We start from the raw sequence: 15,129 nt of genomic DNA, 5'->3' as shown, positions 1-15,129 counted from the left end.
GGCACTCGCTCAAGTTTTCAAATGGCATAACGCTGACGCAACTGCTGTGCATACTCGCGCCACCCGGCCAATAGCGCCTGCTGATCGGCCGTCGCAGTCTCGAACAGCTCTCCCAGCGCAGCCTCAAAACTCGCCAAGGTATTTGGCGCGCCGAACTCAGGCAGCGTTAAACGTTGCTGACAAAAGGTTCTCCAGCGCTGTTGTTCCTCTGTGCTTAAGCTCGGGAAAAAATTACGGGCGCGATAACGAAATAACAATTCAGGCAATCGAGCATCGTCGAACGGCCAGACATCCTGTGACAATTGTTGTGGCTCGGCACTACGCACCTGCTCGCATAAGCGCCGGTCACGATCACCGATAAAACCATCGTACAACTGCTGCTCTGGATCATCGTTGGGGGCGAAACTCTCTTCGCCATACACCTGAGCGAGTTTGTCCTGCCACAGCCCTTGTGACTCCGCGAGTTTATTCGCGCGCGTCTGATAGCCCGTCATATCCAGCTGCAAGCGTTGAATATCCTCGCTGCGCAACACACTCAAAGGCGCCACCACCGGACACCGATTGATATGCAGCAACTTCAACGGCACCGGTAACTCACCTTCCGCGAGTTGCTCGCGACGGGTATATAGCCGCTGGCGCAAGGTCTGCGCATCTTCGTCGAGTAACGGCGTGGGATCGGCGTGTAAATCACAGACGATCAAGGCATTGCGATTGCGCGGGTGCCAGGCCAGTGGCAATACCAGCGCCAAATAATGTCGGGAACCGGCGAAGCGCCCGGAAATATGCACCAGAGGCTGCAGCAAGCGAATCTTATCGAGCACCCGCTGTTTGCTGCGCAATTGATAGAGGTAGTCATACAGCTTGGGCTGCTTGCTGCGGATCAAGCGGGCCAGGGCGATGGTCGCACGCACATCGGACAAGGCATCGTGGGCCTGGCCGTGGTCGATGCCGTTGGCCGCGGTCAGCCGTTCCAACTTGAGGCTGACACGCCCCTCCTCCTCTGGCCAGACGATCCCTTCCGGGCGCAGGGCATAGGCGGCACGCACCAGATCGATCAAATCCCAGCGACTGTTGCCACCCTGCCACTCGCGGGCATAGGGATCGAAGAAATTCCGATAGAAGCTGTAACGGGTAACTTCATCGTCGAATCGCAGACTGTTGTAACCCACGCCGCAGGTGCCTGGTTGGACCAACTCGGCGTGAATGCAGGTCATGAATTCGGCTTCGCTCAACCCATGCTGCGCCAGCTGGCTCGGCGTGATACCGGTGACCAGACAAGCCGCCGGGTGCGGTAGGATATCGTCACTGGGCTGGCAGTAGATATTCAGCGGCTCGGCGATTTCGTTGAGGTCTTCGTCGGTGCGAATCCCGGCGACCTGCACGGGGCGATCGCGGCGAGGGTCGATACCGGTGGTCTCGTAGTCGTACCAGAACAGGCTGGAGGTCACGTCGTTTTTCCTAAGTCCGGAGGCCGAGGCAGTCTAGCAGGCCGTTGAAAAATGTAGCGAGCGACGGTTAGGCAAGGCGAAAGCGGCCGAAAAAGCGCAGTTTACGTGTTGTAAATGAGCATTTTGAGGCCGATTTCAACGCTGCATAGCCTAGCGCAGTAGTTTTTCAACGGCCTGCTAGCATCTGCCAGCCGGCGGATTCTTCGCCCTCTCGGCGCATTGCAAACCTTGACCCAGCGCACAGCACTACGCCCAGCAACTGACAGCGCCTTGCGGGCCAAATGCCAGCACCGCTAGCATGTCCGACTTAACGTCATAACACTCAGTACAAGGACGCCCCATGAGTGACGCCATCAGCCCCAATCCTTACGCAGCACCCATTAGCAACCTGCGAGAAGTGCAAGCCGACGGCCAGGTGCCGAGTATCGAACATGCCCTGAGCCGCGGCTATGACTTCAGTATCGGCGCAGTGCTCAGCGAATCCTGGCAGCGCATCAAAGGCACCAAAGGCATCATCATCGGTGGCTTTATCGTGTTTTACGCCGCGCTGTTCGCGATCTCCTTCGTGCTCGGCGGCGCCCTCAGCATCCTAGGCATCCTCAGTGAAAACCCTACTGGGGTCATAGTCGGCGAAATGGCCATTTCCTTGCTGGCTTCGGCCCTGGCCTACCCATTCATGGCTGGCATCAACATGGTCGGCATCCGCCGCGCAGTCGACCAGCCGATCAGCTTCAACGAAATCTTCAGCCACTTCGGCCGCACTCTGCCGCTGCTGATCACCGCGATCGTCAGCATGTTGCTGATCTACCTCGGCATGTTCCTGCTAATCATCCCAGGCCTATACCTGGCCATCGCGTATATGCTCGCGGTCCCGCTGGTGGTCGAGCGTGGCCTGTCGCCTTGGCAGGCCATGGAAGCCTCGCGCAAAGCCATCAGCCAGCACTGGTTCAAGGTCTTCGGCCTGTTCCTGCTGCTCGGGCTGATTACGCTGATCGGCGTCCTGCCGCTGGGCATCGGCTTGATTTGGGCCATCCCTCTGTTCGTCATCTCGATGGGCGTGCTCTATCGCACCATCTTCGGCGTGCGGCCACTCGCGTGATCCGCCTCATGCTGCCGGGCCCACGAACGGGTCTGGTTGCTTCTCCGCCTGCTGCTGGCTAGCATCGGGCTTTCTTCGACGCAGCCTGCCGATGCCCTCCTCGATCACCACTCCACCCGCCGTGCCTCACCCTGTGCTGGACACCCGCTATCAGGTGGAAACCCCGGAAGGCATCGATCTGCTTTTGCGTCCTGCAGGCCTGGTGCCACGCGCCTTGGCGTTCGCCATCGACCTGACGATTCGCGGCCTGTTGCTCTTGGTGCTGTTCATCGTCCTTGGCCTGCTCGGCCAGTTCGGCATGGGCCTGGCGACCGTTCTGTTGTTCCTGGTGACCTGGTGGTACATGGTGCTGTTCGAGGTGTTCAACCAGGGCCGCACCCCGGGTAAGCAGCTGCTGGGCCTGCGGGTGATACACGATGACGGCACCCCAGTCGGCTGGGCCGCCTCGCTGACCCGCAATCTGCTGCGCTTCGTCGACATCCTGCCGTTCGGCTACACCCTGGGCATCCTCAGCTGCCTCAACCACCCGGCCTTCAAGCGCCTCGGCGACCTGGCCGCCGGCACCCTGGTGGTGTATCGGGACCTGCCCATCGCGCGCCCGGTCTTGCCGCAAGCCGAGAGCCTGCGTGCACCTTTTGCTCTCAGCTTCAGCGAGCAACGTGCGTTTCAGGGCTTCGCCGAGCGCGCCGACAGCCTGTCCAGCGCACGCCGCGCCGAGCTGGCGGCGATTCTCGCCGAGCCCTTGCAAGTGCCTGCCGAGCAGGCCGAACAGCAGATCAACGGCATCGCCCGCGGCTTGTTGGGCTCGACATGAAACAGAGCCTGTTCGAAAGTCGTCATCAAGCCGACTGGCAGACCTTCAGTGCGCTGCTCGATGCGCTCGCGCGCGGCAAAGCCGACCGCCAGCAGTGCAAGTTATTTGCCCATGACTACCGACGCCTGTGCCAGCAGCTAGCCCTGGCGCAGGCACGCGGTTACAGCAGCCACCTGATCGAGCAGCTGCAGCAGCTGGCAATGCGCGGCCACCAGCAGTTCTATCGCCACCGTAGCCCGCTGGGCGCGCAACTGATCGGTTTCCTGCTCGGCGGCTTTCCGCGCCTGGTGCGGGCCGAATGGCGCTATGTGCTGGCCGCCAGCCTGCTGTTTTTCGGCAGCCTGCTGGGTATGGGCGCGCTGGTCTATGCATTCCCCGAGCTGATCTACAGCCTGGTCGACCCGGAACAAGTGGCGAGCATGGAGCGCATGTACGACCCTGACGCCAGCCGCCTCGGACGCTTCGCAGAGCGCGGCTCCGGCGACGATTGGGTGATGTTCGGCTACTACATCATGAACAACATCGGCATTGCCTTTCAGACCTTCGCCAGCGGCCTGTTGTTTGGCCTAGGCAGCCTGTTCTTCCTGCTGTTCAACGGCCTGATGATTGGCGCGGTGGCCGGCCACCTGACGCAGATCGGCTATGGCGCCACCTTCTGGTCCTTCGTCGTCGGCCACGGCGCATTCGAGTTGACGGCCATCGCCCTGGCCGGTGGCGCCGGCCTCAAACTCGGCTGGGCGCTGCTCGCGCCTGGGCGCCTGACACGCGGCGACGCCTTGCGTCTGGCCGCCGCGCGCAGCGTGCGGCTGATTGGCGGGGTGATTGTGTTCCTGCTAATGGCGGCCTTTATCGAGGCGTACTGGTCGTCGATGACCCTCGCCAGCCCGACGCTTAAATACCTGGTCGGCGGCGGGCTGTGGCTGTTGGTGCTGGCCTACCTGCTGTTGGCAGGACGAGGTACACATGCGCCTGACTGACGCCAGCGTGGCAATCCGCCCGCGCAGCGCCTGGGAAGCACTGGACCTCGGCGTACTCCTGGCCCGCCGGCACGCCGGCCTGTTGATGGCCAGCTGGGCGTTGGTCACCCTGCCGATCTTCGCCGTGCTCTGCCTGTTGCTGTGGGAATCCCCCGGCTGGGCGGTATTGCTGTTCTGGTGGCTGAAGCCGGCTTACGAACGCCTGCCCTTGTACATCCTCTCGCACGCCTTGTTTGGCGATACGCCCAGTCTCAAACAGGCGCTGAGAGCCCTGCCCGGCCTGCTCAACCCGCAACTGCTGGCCAGCCTGACCTGGCGCCGCTTCAGCCTGACCCGCAGCTTCGATCTGCCGACGCTGCAGCTCGAGAACCTCTCCGGTCAGGCCCGCAGCCAGCGCCTGGTGGTGCTTGGCCAACGCGATGCGGGCGCCGCGACCTGGCTGACCCTGGTCGGCATGCACCTGGAAATGGCCCTGTGGCTGGGCCTGATCAGCCTGTTCTATCTGCTGCTGCCCCAGCAGATCGAGCTGAATTGGAGTTGGCAGAGCCTGATCGATGCGGCAGCCGGTGACTGGCTATGGCTGGAACACCTGTCCAATCTGCTCTACGCCCTGCTGCTGGTCGTCTGGGAGCCGGTCTACGTCGCCTGTGGCTTCACCCTCTATCTGAATCGACGCACCGCCCTTGAGGCCTGGGACATCGAGCTGGTCTTTCGCCAATTACGCCAACGCCTGACGGGCGTTGCCTACGCCCTGCTGCTGGGCTGTGGCCTGTTACTGCTGCAAGCGCCAAGCCCGGCCTGGGCCGAATCAGCCAGCAGCGGCCCACTGCCCATGGAAGACCCCTTCGGCCCGCAAAGCGAACGCCTGCTCAAGCAACCGCTGAGCAGCCAGGCCGCACGCCAGAGCATCGAGCAACTGCTCGATCAGCCGCCCTTCGAGCACCGTGAAACCGTCACCCGCTGGCGCTTCGGCGAGGAGCAACAGACTGAGGAGCTGGACCAAGGCACTATCAAAAACCTGCTGAAGCTGATCGAAGCGTTCTTCAAGCTGGGCGAGTTCTGGAAGACCCTCGACGGCGTCGCGCTGTTTTTCGAGGCGCTGCTCTGGGCGGCAGTTCTGGGCGTGGTTGGGCTGTTGCTGTGGCGCTATCGCGACTGGCTCAGCACCTTTGTCGGGCGCCTGGGACCAGTCCAGCGCCGCACCTCGGCGCCCCCCAGCCAGCTGTTCGGCCTGGAAGTAGCCCCGGACAGCCTGCCCGAGGATGTCGCCAGCGAGGTCGAACGGCTCTGGGCCGAACAGCCACGTGCCGCGCTCGGCCTGCTCTACCGCGCCCTGCTCAGCCGCCTGCTGCATGACTATCGATTGCCGCTGAAAAGCGCGCATACCGAGGCCGAAGTGCTGCAACTGGTGCAAGGCCTGGAGCAGACCGAGCTGATCGATTTCAGCCAAGCGCTGACCCTGCATTGGCAAAACCTCGCCTATGGTCACCGGGTACCGCCGGCAGACAGTCTGCACAGCCTGTGTGCCGGCTGGCGGCGCCAGTTCGATGGCGGAGCACCGGCATGAGTCGGCGTAGCCAACTGCTGCTCGGCGTCCTGCTGCTCCTCATTATCGGCGGGCTCGGCGCCTACCTGCTCAGCCGCGCCGTACCCTATCAGGAAACCCTCGAACACGGCCCGGCACCGGAGGCGCTCGCCAATCCCTACCTGGCCGCCGAGCTGTTCTTGCGCAAACAGGGTATCGCAGTACAGCGCGCCGACAGCCTTGCGCTATTGCCGACGCTGCCCAGCGCCGGCCAGACCTTGCTGTTGCTCGGTGACCGTCAGCAGATGACCCCGCTGCAAGCCGAACGCTTGCTGGCCTGGGCGGCCAAAGGCGGGCACCTGTTGTTTGTCGCCGAGCGCCTGTGGGATGAGGGCGATGGCAAAAGCGGCGACCTGCTGCTCGACCGCCTGGGCATTCAGCAGTACGCCAGTGACGACCTCGACGCCGCCGACACTGAAGCGTCAGATGCAGATGAGGTAGCGCCACAGAATGCCCCCGAGCAGGCTAATCGCCACCCCGAACTGACCCAGCTCTACCTGGAAAATGAACAGGCACCGGCCTACTTCGGCTTCGACACCGACTTCCACCTCTACGACGCGAAAGATCGCGCCCACGCCTGGGCCAACAGCGGCGCCGCGACCCACCTGCTTGAGCTCTACCATGGCGACGGGCTGATTAGCGTACTCAGCGACGCCTGGCTCTGGCAGAACGACAAGATCGCCAAATACGACAACGCCTGGCTGCTCTGGTACCTCAGCCAGGACAGCGCGGTAACCCTGCTCTACCGCGCCGAACGCGATGGCCTCGCCAGCCTGCTGCTGCGGCACTTCCCGAAGGCCCTGATCGCCCTCTTGCTGCTCACCCTGTTCGGCCTGTGGCATGTCGGCATGCGCCAGGGCCCCTTGCAGTTACCGGCCAGTCTCAGCCGCCGGCAATTGCAGGAACACCTGCGCGGCAGCGCCGACTTCCTCCTCCGTCACGGCGGCCCGCACAGCTTGTTGCACGGCCTGCAACAGGACATCCAGCGCCGTGCGCGGCGCCGTCACCCCGGTTTCGAACGACTCGCCGTAGCCGAGCAGTGGCAGATACTCAAACGTCTGAGCGGCTTGCCCGCCAACACCATCAGCCAAGCCATGCGGCCACTGCCCAAGCAGCGCCTCGGCGCCGCCGATTTCACTCGACAGGTTGCCCGCCTGCAAACCCTTAGGAATGCCCTATGAGCGAACCAACGCCCGAACAACCGAGCAGTGCAGCGCTAACGCCGGAGACCGTGGCCGCTACCACAGCAACCGCCCCCCCTCAGGCAGCGGTCAACCCGAACGTGCAGCGCCAGCGCGCCAGCCAGTTGGCTCAGGCCCTGCGCCTCGAACTGCAGAAGGCGCTGATCGGCCAGAAGGCGGTGATCGACGACGTGCTCACCGCCTTGATCGCCGGCGGCCACGTGCTGGTCGAGGGCGTGCCCGGTCTCGGCAAAACCCTGCTGGTGCGCGCCCTGGCCCGCTGCTTCGGCGGCGAGTTCGCGCGCATCCAGTTCACTCCTGACCTGATGCCCAGCGATGTCACCGGCCACGCGGTATACGATCTGCAGAGCGAGCAGTTCAAGCTGCGCAAGGGGCCGGTGTTCACCAACCTGCTGCTGGCCGATGAAATCAACCGGGCGCCGGCCAAGACCCAGGCCGCGCTGCTGGAAGTCATGCAAGAACGTCAGGTGACCCTGGAAGGCCGTGCCCTGGCCGTGCCGTTGCCCTTCATGGTGCTGGCCACGCAGAACCCGATTGAGCAGGAGGGCACCTATCCGCTGCCCGAGGCCGAACTCGATCGCTTCATGCTCAAGCTGCGCATGGACTACCCTGCGCAGGATGAAGAGTTGAACATGGTGCGTCAGGTAACCCGCTCGTCGCGGGCCGACATGCTCGACGTCACCCCGCTGCGCACCCTGCTGCAAGCCAAGGATGTACAGGCGCTGCAGAAGATCGCCAGCGACCTGCCGCTCGATGAACAGGTGCTCGATTACGCCGTACGCCTGGCCCGCGCCACCCGCAGCTGGCCGGGCCTGGCCATCGGCGCCGGGCCGCGGGCCTCGATCGCCCTGGCCCGTGGTGGCCGGGCCCGCGCCCTGCTGCGCGGTGGCGACTTCGTCCTCCCGGACGACATCAAGGGTTGCGCCCTGGCCGTGCTGCGCCACCGCGTGCGTCTGGCACCGGAACTGGATATCGAGGGCCTGTCGGTCGACCAGGTGCTGCAACAGTTGCTCGACCAGGTGCCGGCGCCGCGTCTATGAGCATACCGATGCCTGCCTGGCGAAGAAGTACTGCCACATGAAACCATCGCGCACCCTGCTGGCCCTGCTCGCCTGCCTGCTCGGCCTGGCTATCGGGCTCGGTACCCTGGACGCCCTGGACGTGCGTCTACCGAGCAGTCTGCAGGCGCTGTGGTGGGGCGGGCTCCTGGCACTGCTCGGCGCGGCGCTGCTGGATGCCCTGCGCCTGCGACAAATGCCCTCGCCGCGCCTCGAGCGTCAGCTGCCCGGCAATCTGCCGCTGGGGCGCTGGAGCGAGGTGCGCCTGACCCTGCACCACGACTTTGCCCGCCCACTGAGCCTGGAGGTGTTCGATCATCTGCCCAACGGCATGGCCTTCGAACACCTGCCGCAAGCCGTCGACTTGCATCCGGGCGAGCAGACCCAGTTCGCCTACCGGGTGCGGCCCTTGCAGCGCGGGCACTTCCACTTCCCCCAGGCTGAAATCGCCCTGCCCAGCCCGCTGGGCCTCTGGCGCGCGCGGCGTTATCTGCAGCTGCCGGGCGAAACCCGCGTCTACCCGGACTTTGCCCGCCTGTACGGCGCGCAACTGATGGCGGTGGACGACTGGCTCAGCCAACTCGGCGTACGCCAACAGCCGCGGCGTGGCCTGGGCCTGGAGTTTCACCAACTGCGCGAGTTTCGCGATGGCGACAGCCTGCGGCAGATCGACTGGAAGGCCACCGCACGCCAGCGCACGCCGATCGCCCGCGAATACCAGGACGAGCGCGACCAGCAGATCATCTTCCTGCTCGACTGCGGCCGGCGCATGCGCAGTCAGGACGGCGAGCTGTCGCACTTCGACCACGCCCTGAATGCCTGCCTGCTGCTCAGCTATGTGGCGTTGCGTCAGGGCGATGCGGTCGGCCTGAGTACCTTCGCCGGCGAACACAGGCGTTTTCTTGCGCCAGTCAAAGGCCCGGCGCAGCTCAATGTGCTGCTCAACGGCGTCTACGACCTGCAGAGCAGCCAGCAGCCGGCCGACTTCGCCGCTGCCGCGCAGGCCCTGTTGAGCCGCCAGCGTCGACGCGCCCTGGTGGTGCTGGTGACCAACCTGCGTGACGAGGACGACGAGGAATTGCTCGGCGCGGTGCAACGCCTGGGCCGCCAGCACCGCGTCCTGATCGCCAGCCTGCGCGAAGAGGTGCTCGATACCCTGCGCACGACCCCGGTGCAGGATTATCAGACGGCCCTGGCCTACTGCGGCACCGTGGACTACTTGAACGCCCGCAACGGCCTGCATGAGCGCTTGTTCGCGCACAACGTGCCGGTGCTCGACGTGCGCCCCGGCGAACTCGGCCCGGAGCTGGTCAGCCGCTACCTGGCCTGGAAGAAAGCCGGCGTGCTGTAGCCGCGGTGCACAGCCGTAGCCCGGATGAAATCCGCGATCAATGGCGCCGACATGCCGGGGTCCCCGGATTTCATCCGGGCTACCGAGCGCCCTAGACAGGATAAAACCCAAAAAATGCCGCGCATAAAAAAGCCCGCGGGCTAAGCGGGCAGTTTTATTTGTTTAGACCTCAACCGCGGGCGGTTTTAATCACGTCGATATAGGCGTCTGCCGAACGCTGATCCTGGATCAGGGCGATGAAGTCGTTGCCCTTCTCGTCCTTGGCATCGAGGTCGTAACCGGCGGCAACGAAGAAGCCGACAAAACGCTCGAAATCGTCGATGCGCAAGCCGCGATAGGCCTTGATCAACTTATGCAACGACGGCGGCGTGGCATCGGCCGGTTCCACGGCGAGGAACAGTTTGATCGGCTCGTCACCAATCTCTTCGCCAATCACCTGTTTCTTGTCTTTACGCATCATTCACTCCAGCTAACCAGGCCACACGAGGGCCGCAGTGTACCTCTGGCGAGCCCTGCCGCTCAACGCATCAACCGCTTCGACAGCAGAGCAACGCTGGGCAGACTCGCGGGCCCATACCCTGGCGGACGGTCTAAATATCAGGAGGCGCGATTCGCCCGAGTCCTCGTATACAATATCCGCCATCACTGACTAACCGGGGGCCACTCCCTTGCCATTGCCCACCTTCACCGCCCCCAACCTCGGCGTCACCCCGACCGCCTCGGAAGTCATCACCAAGCACCTGCGCGACGCGATCATCGGCGGCCATTTCGCCGAGGATGAGCCGATCCGCCAGGACGACATCGCGCGCATCTTCAATGTCAGCAAGATCCCGGTGCGCGAAGCACTCAAGCGCCTGGAGGCCGAGGGGTTGGTGCAATTCCAGCGTAACAAGGGCGCGGTGGTGACCAAGATCTCCGAGCCGGAGCTGGCACAAATCTTCGAGGTACGAGTGCTGCTGGAAGTCCAGGCGATTCGCCTGGCCGTGCCGAACATGACCGAAGCGACCTTCGCCCGCGCCGAACGCATCTGCGAGGAGTTCATCGGCGAGACCGACATCGGTCGTTGGGCCGAGCTGAACTGGGCACTGCACGCCTGCCTCTACGAACCGGCGCAGCGTCCGTTCCTGCTCAACCTGATTCGCTCCATCCACGACAAGGTGGAACGCTACCTGCGCATGCAGATGAGCCTGTCCGCGGGCAAGGACCGCGCAGACCACGAGCACCGCGAGATCCTCTCGGCCTGTCGTGCGGGCGATGCCGACAAGGCTGCCGAGCTGATCGAACAGCACATCATCGGCGTCTGCCGCACCCTCTACGAGCACCTGCCCAATCGCCTGACGCCGAACTGAGAAGCGCCGAGCCTGCTATCAGGCATCAGCCTCCTTGAACAGCGCCGCGGCACGCCTGCGGATCTCCTCCACTGACAGGTCTTCCTTGTGGGTGGCGATGAACCAGACATGCCCGAAAGGATCTTCCAGAGTACCTGTGCGATCACCGTAAAACTGATCCTGCACCGGGCTGATGACCTTGGCGCCGGCCTCGACCGCCTGGGCAAATTGCCCATCGACATCGGCCACGTACAGATGCAACCCCACCGACGCGCCCGGCTGCGACTGTGAGCTGCACAGCGGGCCCCTGTCACAGGGGTCGCCCAGCATGATCGACGAGTCACCGATCCTGATTTCGGCGTGGCCGATGTCGCCATTGGGCGCCAGCAAACGGAACAGCTCAATCGCGCCAAACGCGCGCTTGTAGAACTCGATGGCCTCCGCCGCATGCTGGATGCCCAGGTAGGGCGTAATGCTGTGAAAGCCGTCGGGTATCGCGTTAACGCTCATGTCGATGCTCCTGTTCAGGTGAAATAGCTGCAGCCCTGGCCAGCCGGGAGGCTTCAGGCCTGACGCAGTTGCTGCGGCACGTTCAAGGTCCGCACCGGGCGCACCTCGATGCTGCCTACCCGCGCGGCCGGAATTTGCCCGGCAATCTGGATGGCCTCGTTCAGGTCCCTGGCATCGACCAGGTAGAAGCCGGCCAACTGCTCCTTGGTTTCCGCGAAGGGTCCATCGGTGATCGATAGCTTGCCGTTGCGCATGCGTACGGTGGTCGCGGTCTGCACCGACTCCAGCGCCTCGGCGGCGATCATTCGCCCGCTCTCGCGCACCGCTTCGCTGTAGGCCAGACACTCCTCGTCCCGCGGACTCTCCGGCAGGCTGTGCAGGGTTTGTTCGTTGCTATAGACCAGGCAGAGGTATTTCATGGCTGTCTCCGTTTGCGGCTGTGATCCATCTGGATAATTACTAGTCGTTCGGCGCCGCCGGCAATCGACATCGCCGACGCAGGCCGATTGAATTTCGACGGACGGTCGGTCACGGCCCTCGTTCAGGCGGACAGCTCACGCAAGCGCCGCTCGAGAAATTGTCGATCCGGGCCCTGCTGTGCCAGCTCGAGGGCCTTGCCGTAAGCGGCACGGGCCTCGTCCAGGCGCCCCAGGCGTCGAGACAAATCGGCGCGCGCGGAATAGGCCAGGTGATAATCGGTCAGTTCACCGCGGGCGAGGAGCGCATTGACCAGGGTGAGCCCCGCGTCAGGCCCATCGCACATGGCCACGGCCATCGCCCGGTTCAGCTCCACCACCGGCGAGCCCGTCGCGCGGACCAAGACATCGTAGAGGCCGACGATCTGCGCCCAATCGGTCGCGGCGGCGCTCGGCGCCTCGGCGTGCAGTGCGGCGATGGCCGCCTGCAAACTGTAGGGGCCGAACCGCCGTGAGCGCAGTGCCTGCTCCACCAGTGCCTCGCCCTCGGCGATCAGCGCGCGGTTCCACAGGCCACGATCCTGCTCGTCCAGCAACACCGGTTCACCTTGCGCCGTGGTGCGCGCCGGGCGCCGCGACTCATGCAGCAGCATCAACGCCAACAAGCCCATGGCCTCCGGCTCGGGAAGCTGCTCGACCAGCAGCCGGCCGAGACGAATCGCTTCGTTGGACAGTTCGCTGCGCGTCAGCGCGTCGCCGGACGAGGCGAAGTAGCCCTCGTTGAACACCAGATAGACCACCCGCAGCACCGCTTCCAGGCGCTCTGGCAGTTCCGCGGCGGCAGGCACTTCATAGGGGATGCGCGCATCGCGGATCTTGTTCTTCGCCCGCACTATCCGCTGCGCCACGGTGGGCGTGGTCACGAGGAAGGCGCGGGCGATTTCTTCGGTGGTCAGATCGCACACTTCGCGCAGCGTCAGCGCGACCTGGGCGTCCGGGGTCAGTGCCGGATGGCAACAGGTGAAGATCAGCCGCAGCCTGTCGTCCTCGAGGCCGTCCTGATCCATCTGCTGCGCATCCAGTCGATCGTCCAGCGCCATCGCCATCTGCGCCAGCGAGGCGTTGAAGCGGGCCCGCCGGCGCAGGTTGTCGATGGCCTTGAAGCGTCCAACCGATACCAGCCAGGCGCGCGGGTTTTCCGGCACGCCCGCACGCGGCCATTGTTCGACGGCGGCGATAAAGGCGTCCTGCAACGCCTCTTCCGCCAGGTCGAAGTCGCCGAGCAGGCGGATCAGGGTGGCCAGCACGCGGCGCGACTGCGCACGGTAGATCGCCTCGACGACTGCAGGCAGCGGCCCGCTTTGTTCTGGGTTCATCCATTGACCTCATTACCGTGAAAGCCATCGGCGTGTGCACAAGCAGCAAGCCTATGCACTTGCGCCGATTAGACAAGCCTGCGCAGACAACTTCTGCACGCCCTAGGGTCTGTTGACGTTTGGTTGCGGCCAGCCACTGATAACAGCCTGTGCTACTGAGCTAGCCGGGAGGCTCAGGCCGCGGCGATGACCCGACAACCGGCTCCTGCTGCTGCAACCGCCACATCTGCGCGTAGCTGCCGCCGGCCGCCAGCAACTCGCGGTGGCTGCCGCTTTCGATGATACGACCGGCGTCCAGCACCAGTATCCGGTCGGCCTCCATCACCGTGGACAGGCGATGGGCGATCACCAGGGTGGTACGGCCGACCTGGATGCGCTCGAGCGCGGCCTGGATGGCCTTCTCCGACTTGGAGTCCAGCGCCGAGGTGGCTTCGTCGAAAATCAGGATGGCCGGGTTCTTCAGCAAGGCGCGGGCGATCGCCACCCGCTGCTTCTCGCCGCCGGACAGCTTGAGGCCGCGTTCGCCGACCTGGGTCTGGTAACCGTCCGGCAGGCGCTCGATGAACGCGTGGATATGCGCGGCGCTGGCGGCCGCCTCGACCTCCGCGCGGCTGGCCTCGGGACGGCCGTAGCTGATGTTGTAATAGATGCTGTCGTTGAACAGCACCGTGTCCTGCGGAACGATGCCGATGGCAGCGCGCAACGAGGCCTGGGTCAGCTCACGCAGATCCAGGCCGTCGATGCGGATATGCCCGCCATCGACGTCGTAGAAGCGGTACAGCAGGCGCGCCAGGGTCGACTTGCCCGAGCCCGAATGGCCGACCACTGCCACCGTACCGCCAGGCGGCACTTCGAAACTCACGCCATGCAGGATCTCCCGGCGCGGGTCATAGCCGAAGTGCACCTGCTCGAAACGCAGCCGCGGACGGCTGGCCACCAGCGGCTGGGAGGTCGCAGCATCCTGCACATCCTGGCGCTGGTCGAGCAGACCGAACAGGCGCTCCATGTTGGTCAGCGCCTGCTTGACCTGGCGGTACATCATGCCCAGCACGAATAGCGGAGCCGACAGCTGCAGCAGATAGGCGTTGACCAGCACCAGGTCGCCGATGCTCAGCTCGCCGGCCACCACGCCCGCGGCGGCCCGCCACATCATGGCGCTGACGCCGCAGGCAATCACCACGGATTGCCCGAGGTTGAGCAGCGCCAGCGACTGGGTCGACTTGACCTTGGTGTTCTCCAGGTGGCGCAGATTCTCATCGTAACGTCTGGACTCGTGCGCCTCGTTGTTGAAGTACTTGACCGTCTCGTAGTTGAGCAGCGAGTCCACCGCGCGCTCGTTGGCACGGGTATCGGCCTCCACCGCGGCGCGGTAGAAGCGGGTGCGCCACTCGGTTACCGTCAGGGTCCACAGGCTGTAGGCCAACAGCGTGCCCAGAGTGATGAAGGCGAAGCCCCAGTCATAGGCCCAGACCAGCACGGCCGTCACCAGCAGCACCTCGAGCAGGGTCGGCACTATGGTGTAGAGCGTCCAGTCGAGTAGCTCGGAGATCGCGCTGCCGCCGCGCTCCACATCACGGGCCACGCCGCCGGTGCGGCGATCCAGATGGAACTTCAGGCTGAGGCCGAGCAGATGGCCGAAGACTTTCAGGGTGACCTGGCGCGAGGTCCGCGCCATCACACGGGCGAACACCACCTGGCGCAGCTCGTTGAACAGGGTGACGCCAATGCGCGCAGCGCCGTAGGCCAGTAGCAAGCCGACCGGCAGCAGCAACAGGCTGGGTTCGACATTCAAGCCATCGACTATCTGTTTGAGGGCGACCGGCACATACAGATTGACCAGCTTGGCGGCGACGATCAGCACCAGCGCCAGGGCGATGCGACCGACGTAGGGTCGTAGGTAGGGCAACAACTCGGCAACCACCGCGAAGTCGCCGCGGGCGCCGGCCATGCGCTCGAGCGCCGCAG

Annotated in this window: 14 protein-coding genes; 8 read left to right on the top strand and 6 right to left on the bottom strand. The window is 64.4% G+C overall.

Annotated elements, in window-relative coordinates; translation table 11 throughout:
- Positions 1-17: 17 nt before the first annotated feature.
- Positions 18-1,448 carry an exodeoxyribonuclease I gene (gene sbcB / locus TMS3_RS08570; RefSeq protein WP_025164855.1) on the bottom strand — a complete coding sequence of 477 codons (1,431 nt, stop codon included), beginning with the start codon at positions 1,446-1,448 and terminating at the stop codon, positions 18-20.
- A 340-nt stretch (positions 1,449-1,788) separates the two neighbouring features.
- Between sbcB and TMS3_RS08565 the strand changes: the two genes are divergently transcribed.
- The 7 genes from TMS3_RS08565 to TMS3_RS08535 all read left to right on the top strand — a co-directional run bounded on the left by TMS3_RS08565 (position 1,789) and on the right by TMS3_RS08535 (position 9,534).
- Positions 1,789-2,547: a hypothetical protein gene (locus TMS3_RS08565; RefSeq protein ID WP_025164854.1), complete on the top strand. Its 759-nt coding sequence runs from the start codon at positions 1,789-1,791 to the stop codon at positions 2,545-2,547.
- Positions 2,548-2,638: 91 nt separating this feature from the next.
- Positions 2,639-3,361 carry an RDD family protein gene (locus TMS3_RS08560; protein WP_025164853.1) on the top strand — a complete coding sequence of 241 codons (723 nt, stop codon included), beginning with the start codon at positions 2,639-2,641 and terminating at the stop codon, positions 3,359-3,361.
- Positions 3,358-4,338: a stage II sporulation protein M gene (locus TMS3_RS08555; protein ID WP_025164852.1), complete on the top strand. Its 981-nt coding sequence runs from the start codon at positions 3,358-3,360 to the stop codon at positions 4,336-4,338. The genes TMS3_RS08560 and TMS3_RS08555 overlap by 4 nt, the downstream gene beginning before the upstream one ends.
- Positions 4,325-5,905 (top strand): DUF4129 domain-containing protein, encoded by a 1,581-nt coding sequence (locus TMS3_RS08550; RefSeq protein ID WP_025164851.1) that lies wholly within the window; start codon positions 4,325-4,327, stop codon positions 5,903-5,905. Before TMS3_RS08555 ends, TMS3_RS08550 begins: the two co-directional genes overlap by 14 nt.
- Positions 5,902-7,104, top strand: coding sequence for a DUF4350 domain-containing protein (locus tag TMS3_RS08545; RefSeq protein ID WP_025164850.1), 1,203 nt, complete (start codon positions 5,902-5,904; stop codon positions 7,102-7,104). The genes TMS3_RS08550 and TMS3_RS08545 overlap by 4 nt, the downstream gene beginning before the upstream one ends.
- The gene (locus TMS3_RS08540) at positions 7,101-8,165 is read left to right on the top strand and encodes an AAA family ATPase (protein ID WP_025164849.1); all 1,065 of its coding nucleotides are present in this window, start codon (positions 7,101-7,103) and stop codon (positions 8,163-8,165) included. The genes TMS3_RS08545 and TMS3_RS08540 overlap by 4 nt, the downstream gene beginning before the upstream one ends.
- 37 nt (positions 8,166-8,202) lie before the next feature.
- Positions 8,203-9,534, top strand: a complete 1,332-nt coding sequence (locus TMS3_RS08535; RefSeq protein WP_025164848.1) for a DUF58 domain-containing protein — start codon at positions 8,203-8,205, stop codon at positions 9,532-9,534.
- 169 nt (positions 9,535-9,703) lie between these two features.
- On the opposite strand, the gene TMS3_RS08530 is transcribed toward TMS3_RS08535, so the two are convergent.
- Positions 9,704-9,991: a PA4642 family protein gene (locus TMS3_RS08530; RefSeq protein ID WP_025164847.1), complete on the bottom strand. Its 288-nt coding sequence runs from the start codon at positions 9,989-9,991 to the stop codon at positions 9,704-9,706.
- A 217-nt stretch (positions 9,992-10,208) separates the two neighbouring features.
- On the opposite strand from TMS3_RS08530, the gene TMS3_RS08525 reads away from it, so the two are divergent.
- A complete protein-coding gene (locus tag TMS3_RS08525) occupies positions 10,209-10,883 on the top strand; it encodes a GntR family transcriptional regulator (RefSeq protein ID WP_025164846.1) in 675 nt (224 codons plus the stop codon).
- 18 nt (positions 10,884-10,901) lie between these two features.
- Here the strand turns inward: TMS3_RS08525 and TMS3_RS08520 are convergent, their stop codons facing one another.
- From TMS3_RS08520 to TMS3_RS08505, 4 genes are all read right to left on the bottom strand, one after another.
- Positions 10,902-11,372: a VOC family protein gene (locus TMS3_RS08520; RefSeq protein ID WP_025164845.1), complete on the bottom strand. Its 471-nt coding sequence runs from the start codon at positions 11,370-11,372 to the stop codon at positions 10,902-10,904.
- Between the two features lie 53 nt (positions 11,373-11,425).
- The gene (locus tag TMS3_RS08515; RefSeq protein WP_025164844.1) at positions 11,426-11,791 is read right to left on the bottom strand and encodes a YciI family protein; all 366 of its coding nucleotides are present in this window, start codon (positions 11,789-11,791) and stop codon (positions 11,426-11,428) included.
- 122 nt (positions 11,792-11,913) lie between these two features.
- Entirely contained in the window at positions 11,914-13,164 is a 1,251-nt protein-coding gene (locus TMS3_RS08510) for an RNA polymerase sigma factor (RefSeq protein WP_043301845.1), read from the bottom strand.
- A 160-nt stretch (positions 13,165-13,324) separates the two neighbouring features.
- A complete protein-coding gene (locus TMS3_RS08505) occupies positions 13,325-15,112 on the bottom strand; it encodes an ABCB family ABC transporter ATP-binding protein/permease (protein WP_235576636.1) in 1,788 nt (595 codons plus the stop codon).
- Positions 15,113-15,129: the final 17 nt, after the last annotated feature.

Source organism: Pseudomonas taeanensis MS-3 (assembly GCF_000498575.2).
GTDB lineage: Bacteria > Pseudomonadota > Gammaproteobacteria > Pseudomonadales > Pseudomonadaceae > Aquipseudomonas > Aquipseudomonas taeanensis.
The sequence above is the reverse complement of the archived record's forward strand: the minus strand, read 5'-3'. Positions and strand labels throughout refer to the sequence as shown.

Bases quoted from the DNA above. Each gene is read 5' to 3' on its own strand.
- TMS3_RS08530 (WP_025164847.1), bottom strand. From the start codon at position 9,991: ATGCGTAAAGACAAGAAACAGGTGATTGGCGAAGAGATTGGTGACGAG.
- TMS3_RS08560 (WP_025164853.1), top strand. From the start codon at position 2,639: ATGCCCTCCTCGATCACCACTCCACCCGCCGTGCCTCACCCTGTGCTG.
- TMS3_RS08550 (WP_025164851.1), top strand. From the start codon at position 4,325: ATGCGCCTGACTGACGCCAGCGTGGCAATCCGCCCGCGCAGCGCCTGG.
- TMS3_RS08565 (WP_025164854.1), top strand. From the start codon at position 1,789: ATGAGTGACGCCATCAGCCCCAATCCTTACGCAGCACCCATTAGCAAC.
- TMS3_RS08520 (WP_025164845.1), bottom strand. From the start codon at position 11,372: ATGAGCGTTAACGCGATACCCGACGGCTTTCACAGCATTACGCCCTAC.
- TMS3_RS08545 (WP_025164850.1), top strand. From the start codon at position 5,902: ATGAGTCGGCGTAGCCAACTGCTGCTCGGCGTCCTGCTGCTCCTCATT.
- TMS3_RS08515 (WP_025164844.1), bottom strand. From the start codon at position 11,791: ATGAAATACCTCTGCCTGGTCTATAGCAACGAACAAACCCTGCACAGC.
- TMS3_RS08510 (WP_043301845.1), bottom strand. From the start codon at position 13,164: ATGAACCCAGAACAAAGCGGGCCGCTGCCTGCAGTCGTCGAGGCGATC.
- TMS3_RS08535 (WP_025164848.1), top strand. From the start codon at position 8,203: ATGAAACCATCGCGCACCCTGCTGGCCCTGCTCGCCTGCCTGCTCGGC.
- TMS3_RS08505 (WP_235576636.1), bottom strand. From the start codon at position 15,112: ATGGCCGGCGCCCGCGGCGACTTCGCGGTGGTTGCCGAGTTGTTGCCC.
- TMS3_RS08540 (WP_025164849.1), top strand. From the start codon at position 7,101: ATGAGCGAACCAACGCCCGAACAACCGAGCAGTGCAGCGCTAACGCCG.
- TMS3_RS08555 (WP_025164852.1), top strand. From the start codon at position 3,358: ATGAAACAGAGCCTGTTCGAAAGTCGTCATCAAGCCGACTGGCAGACC.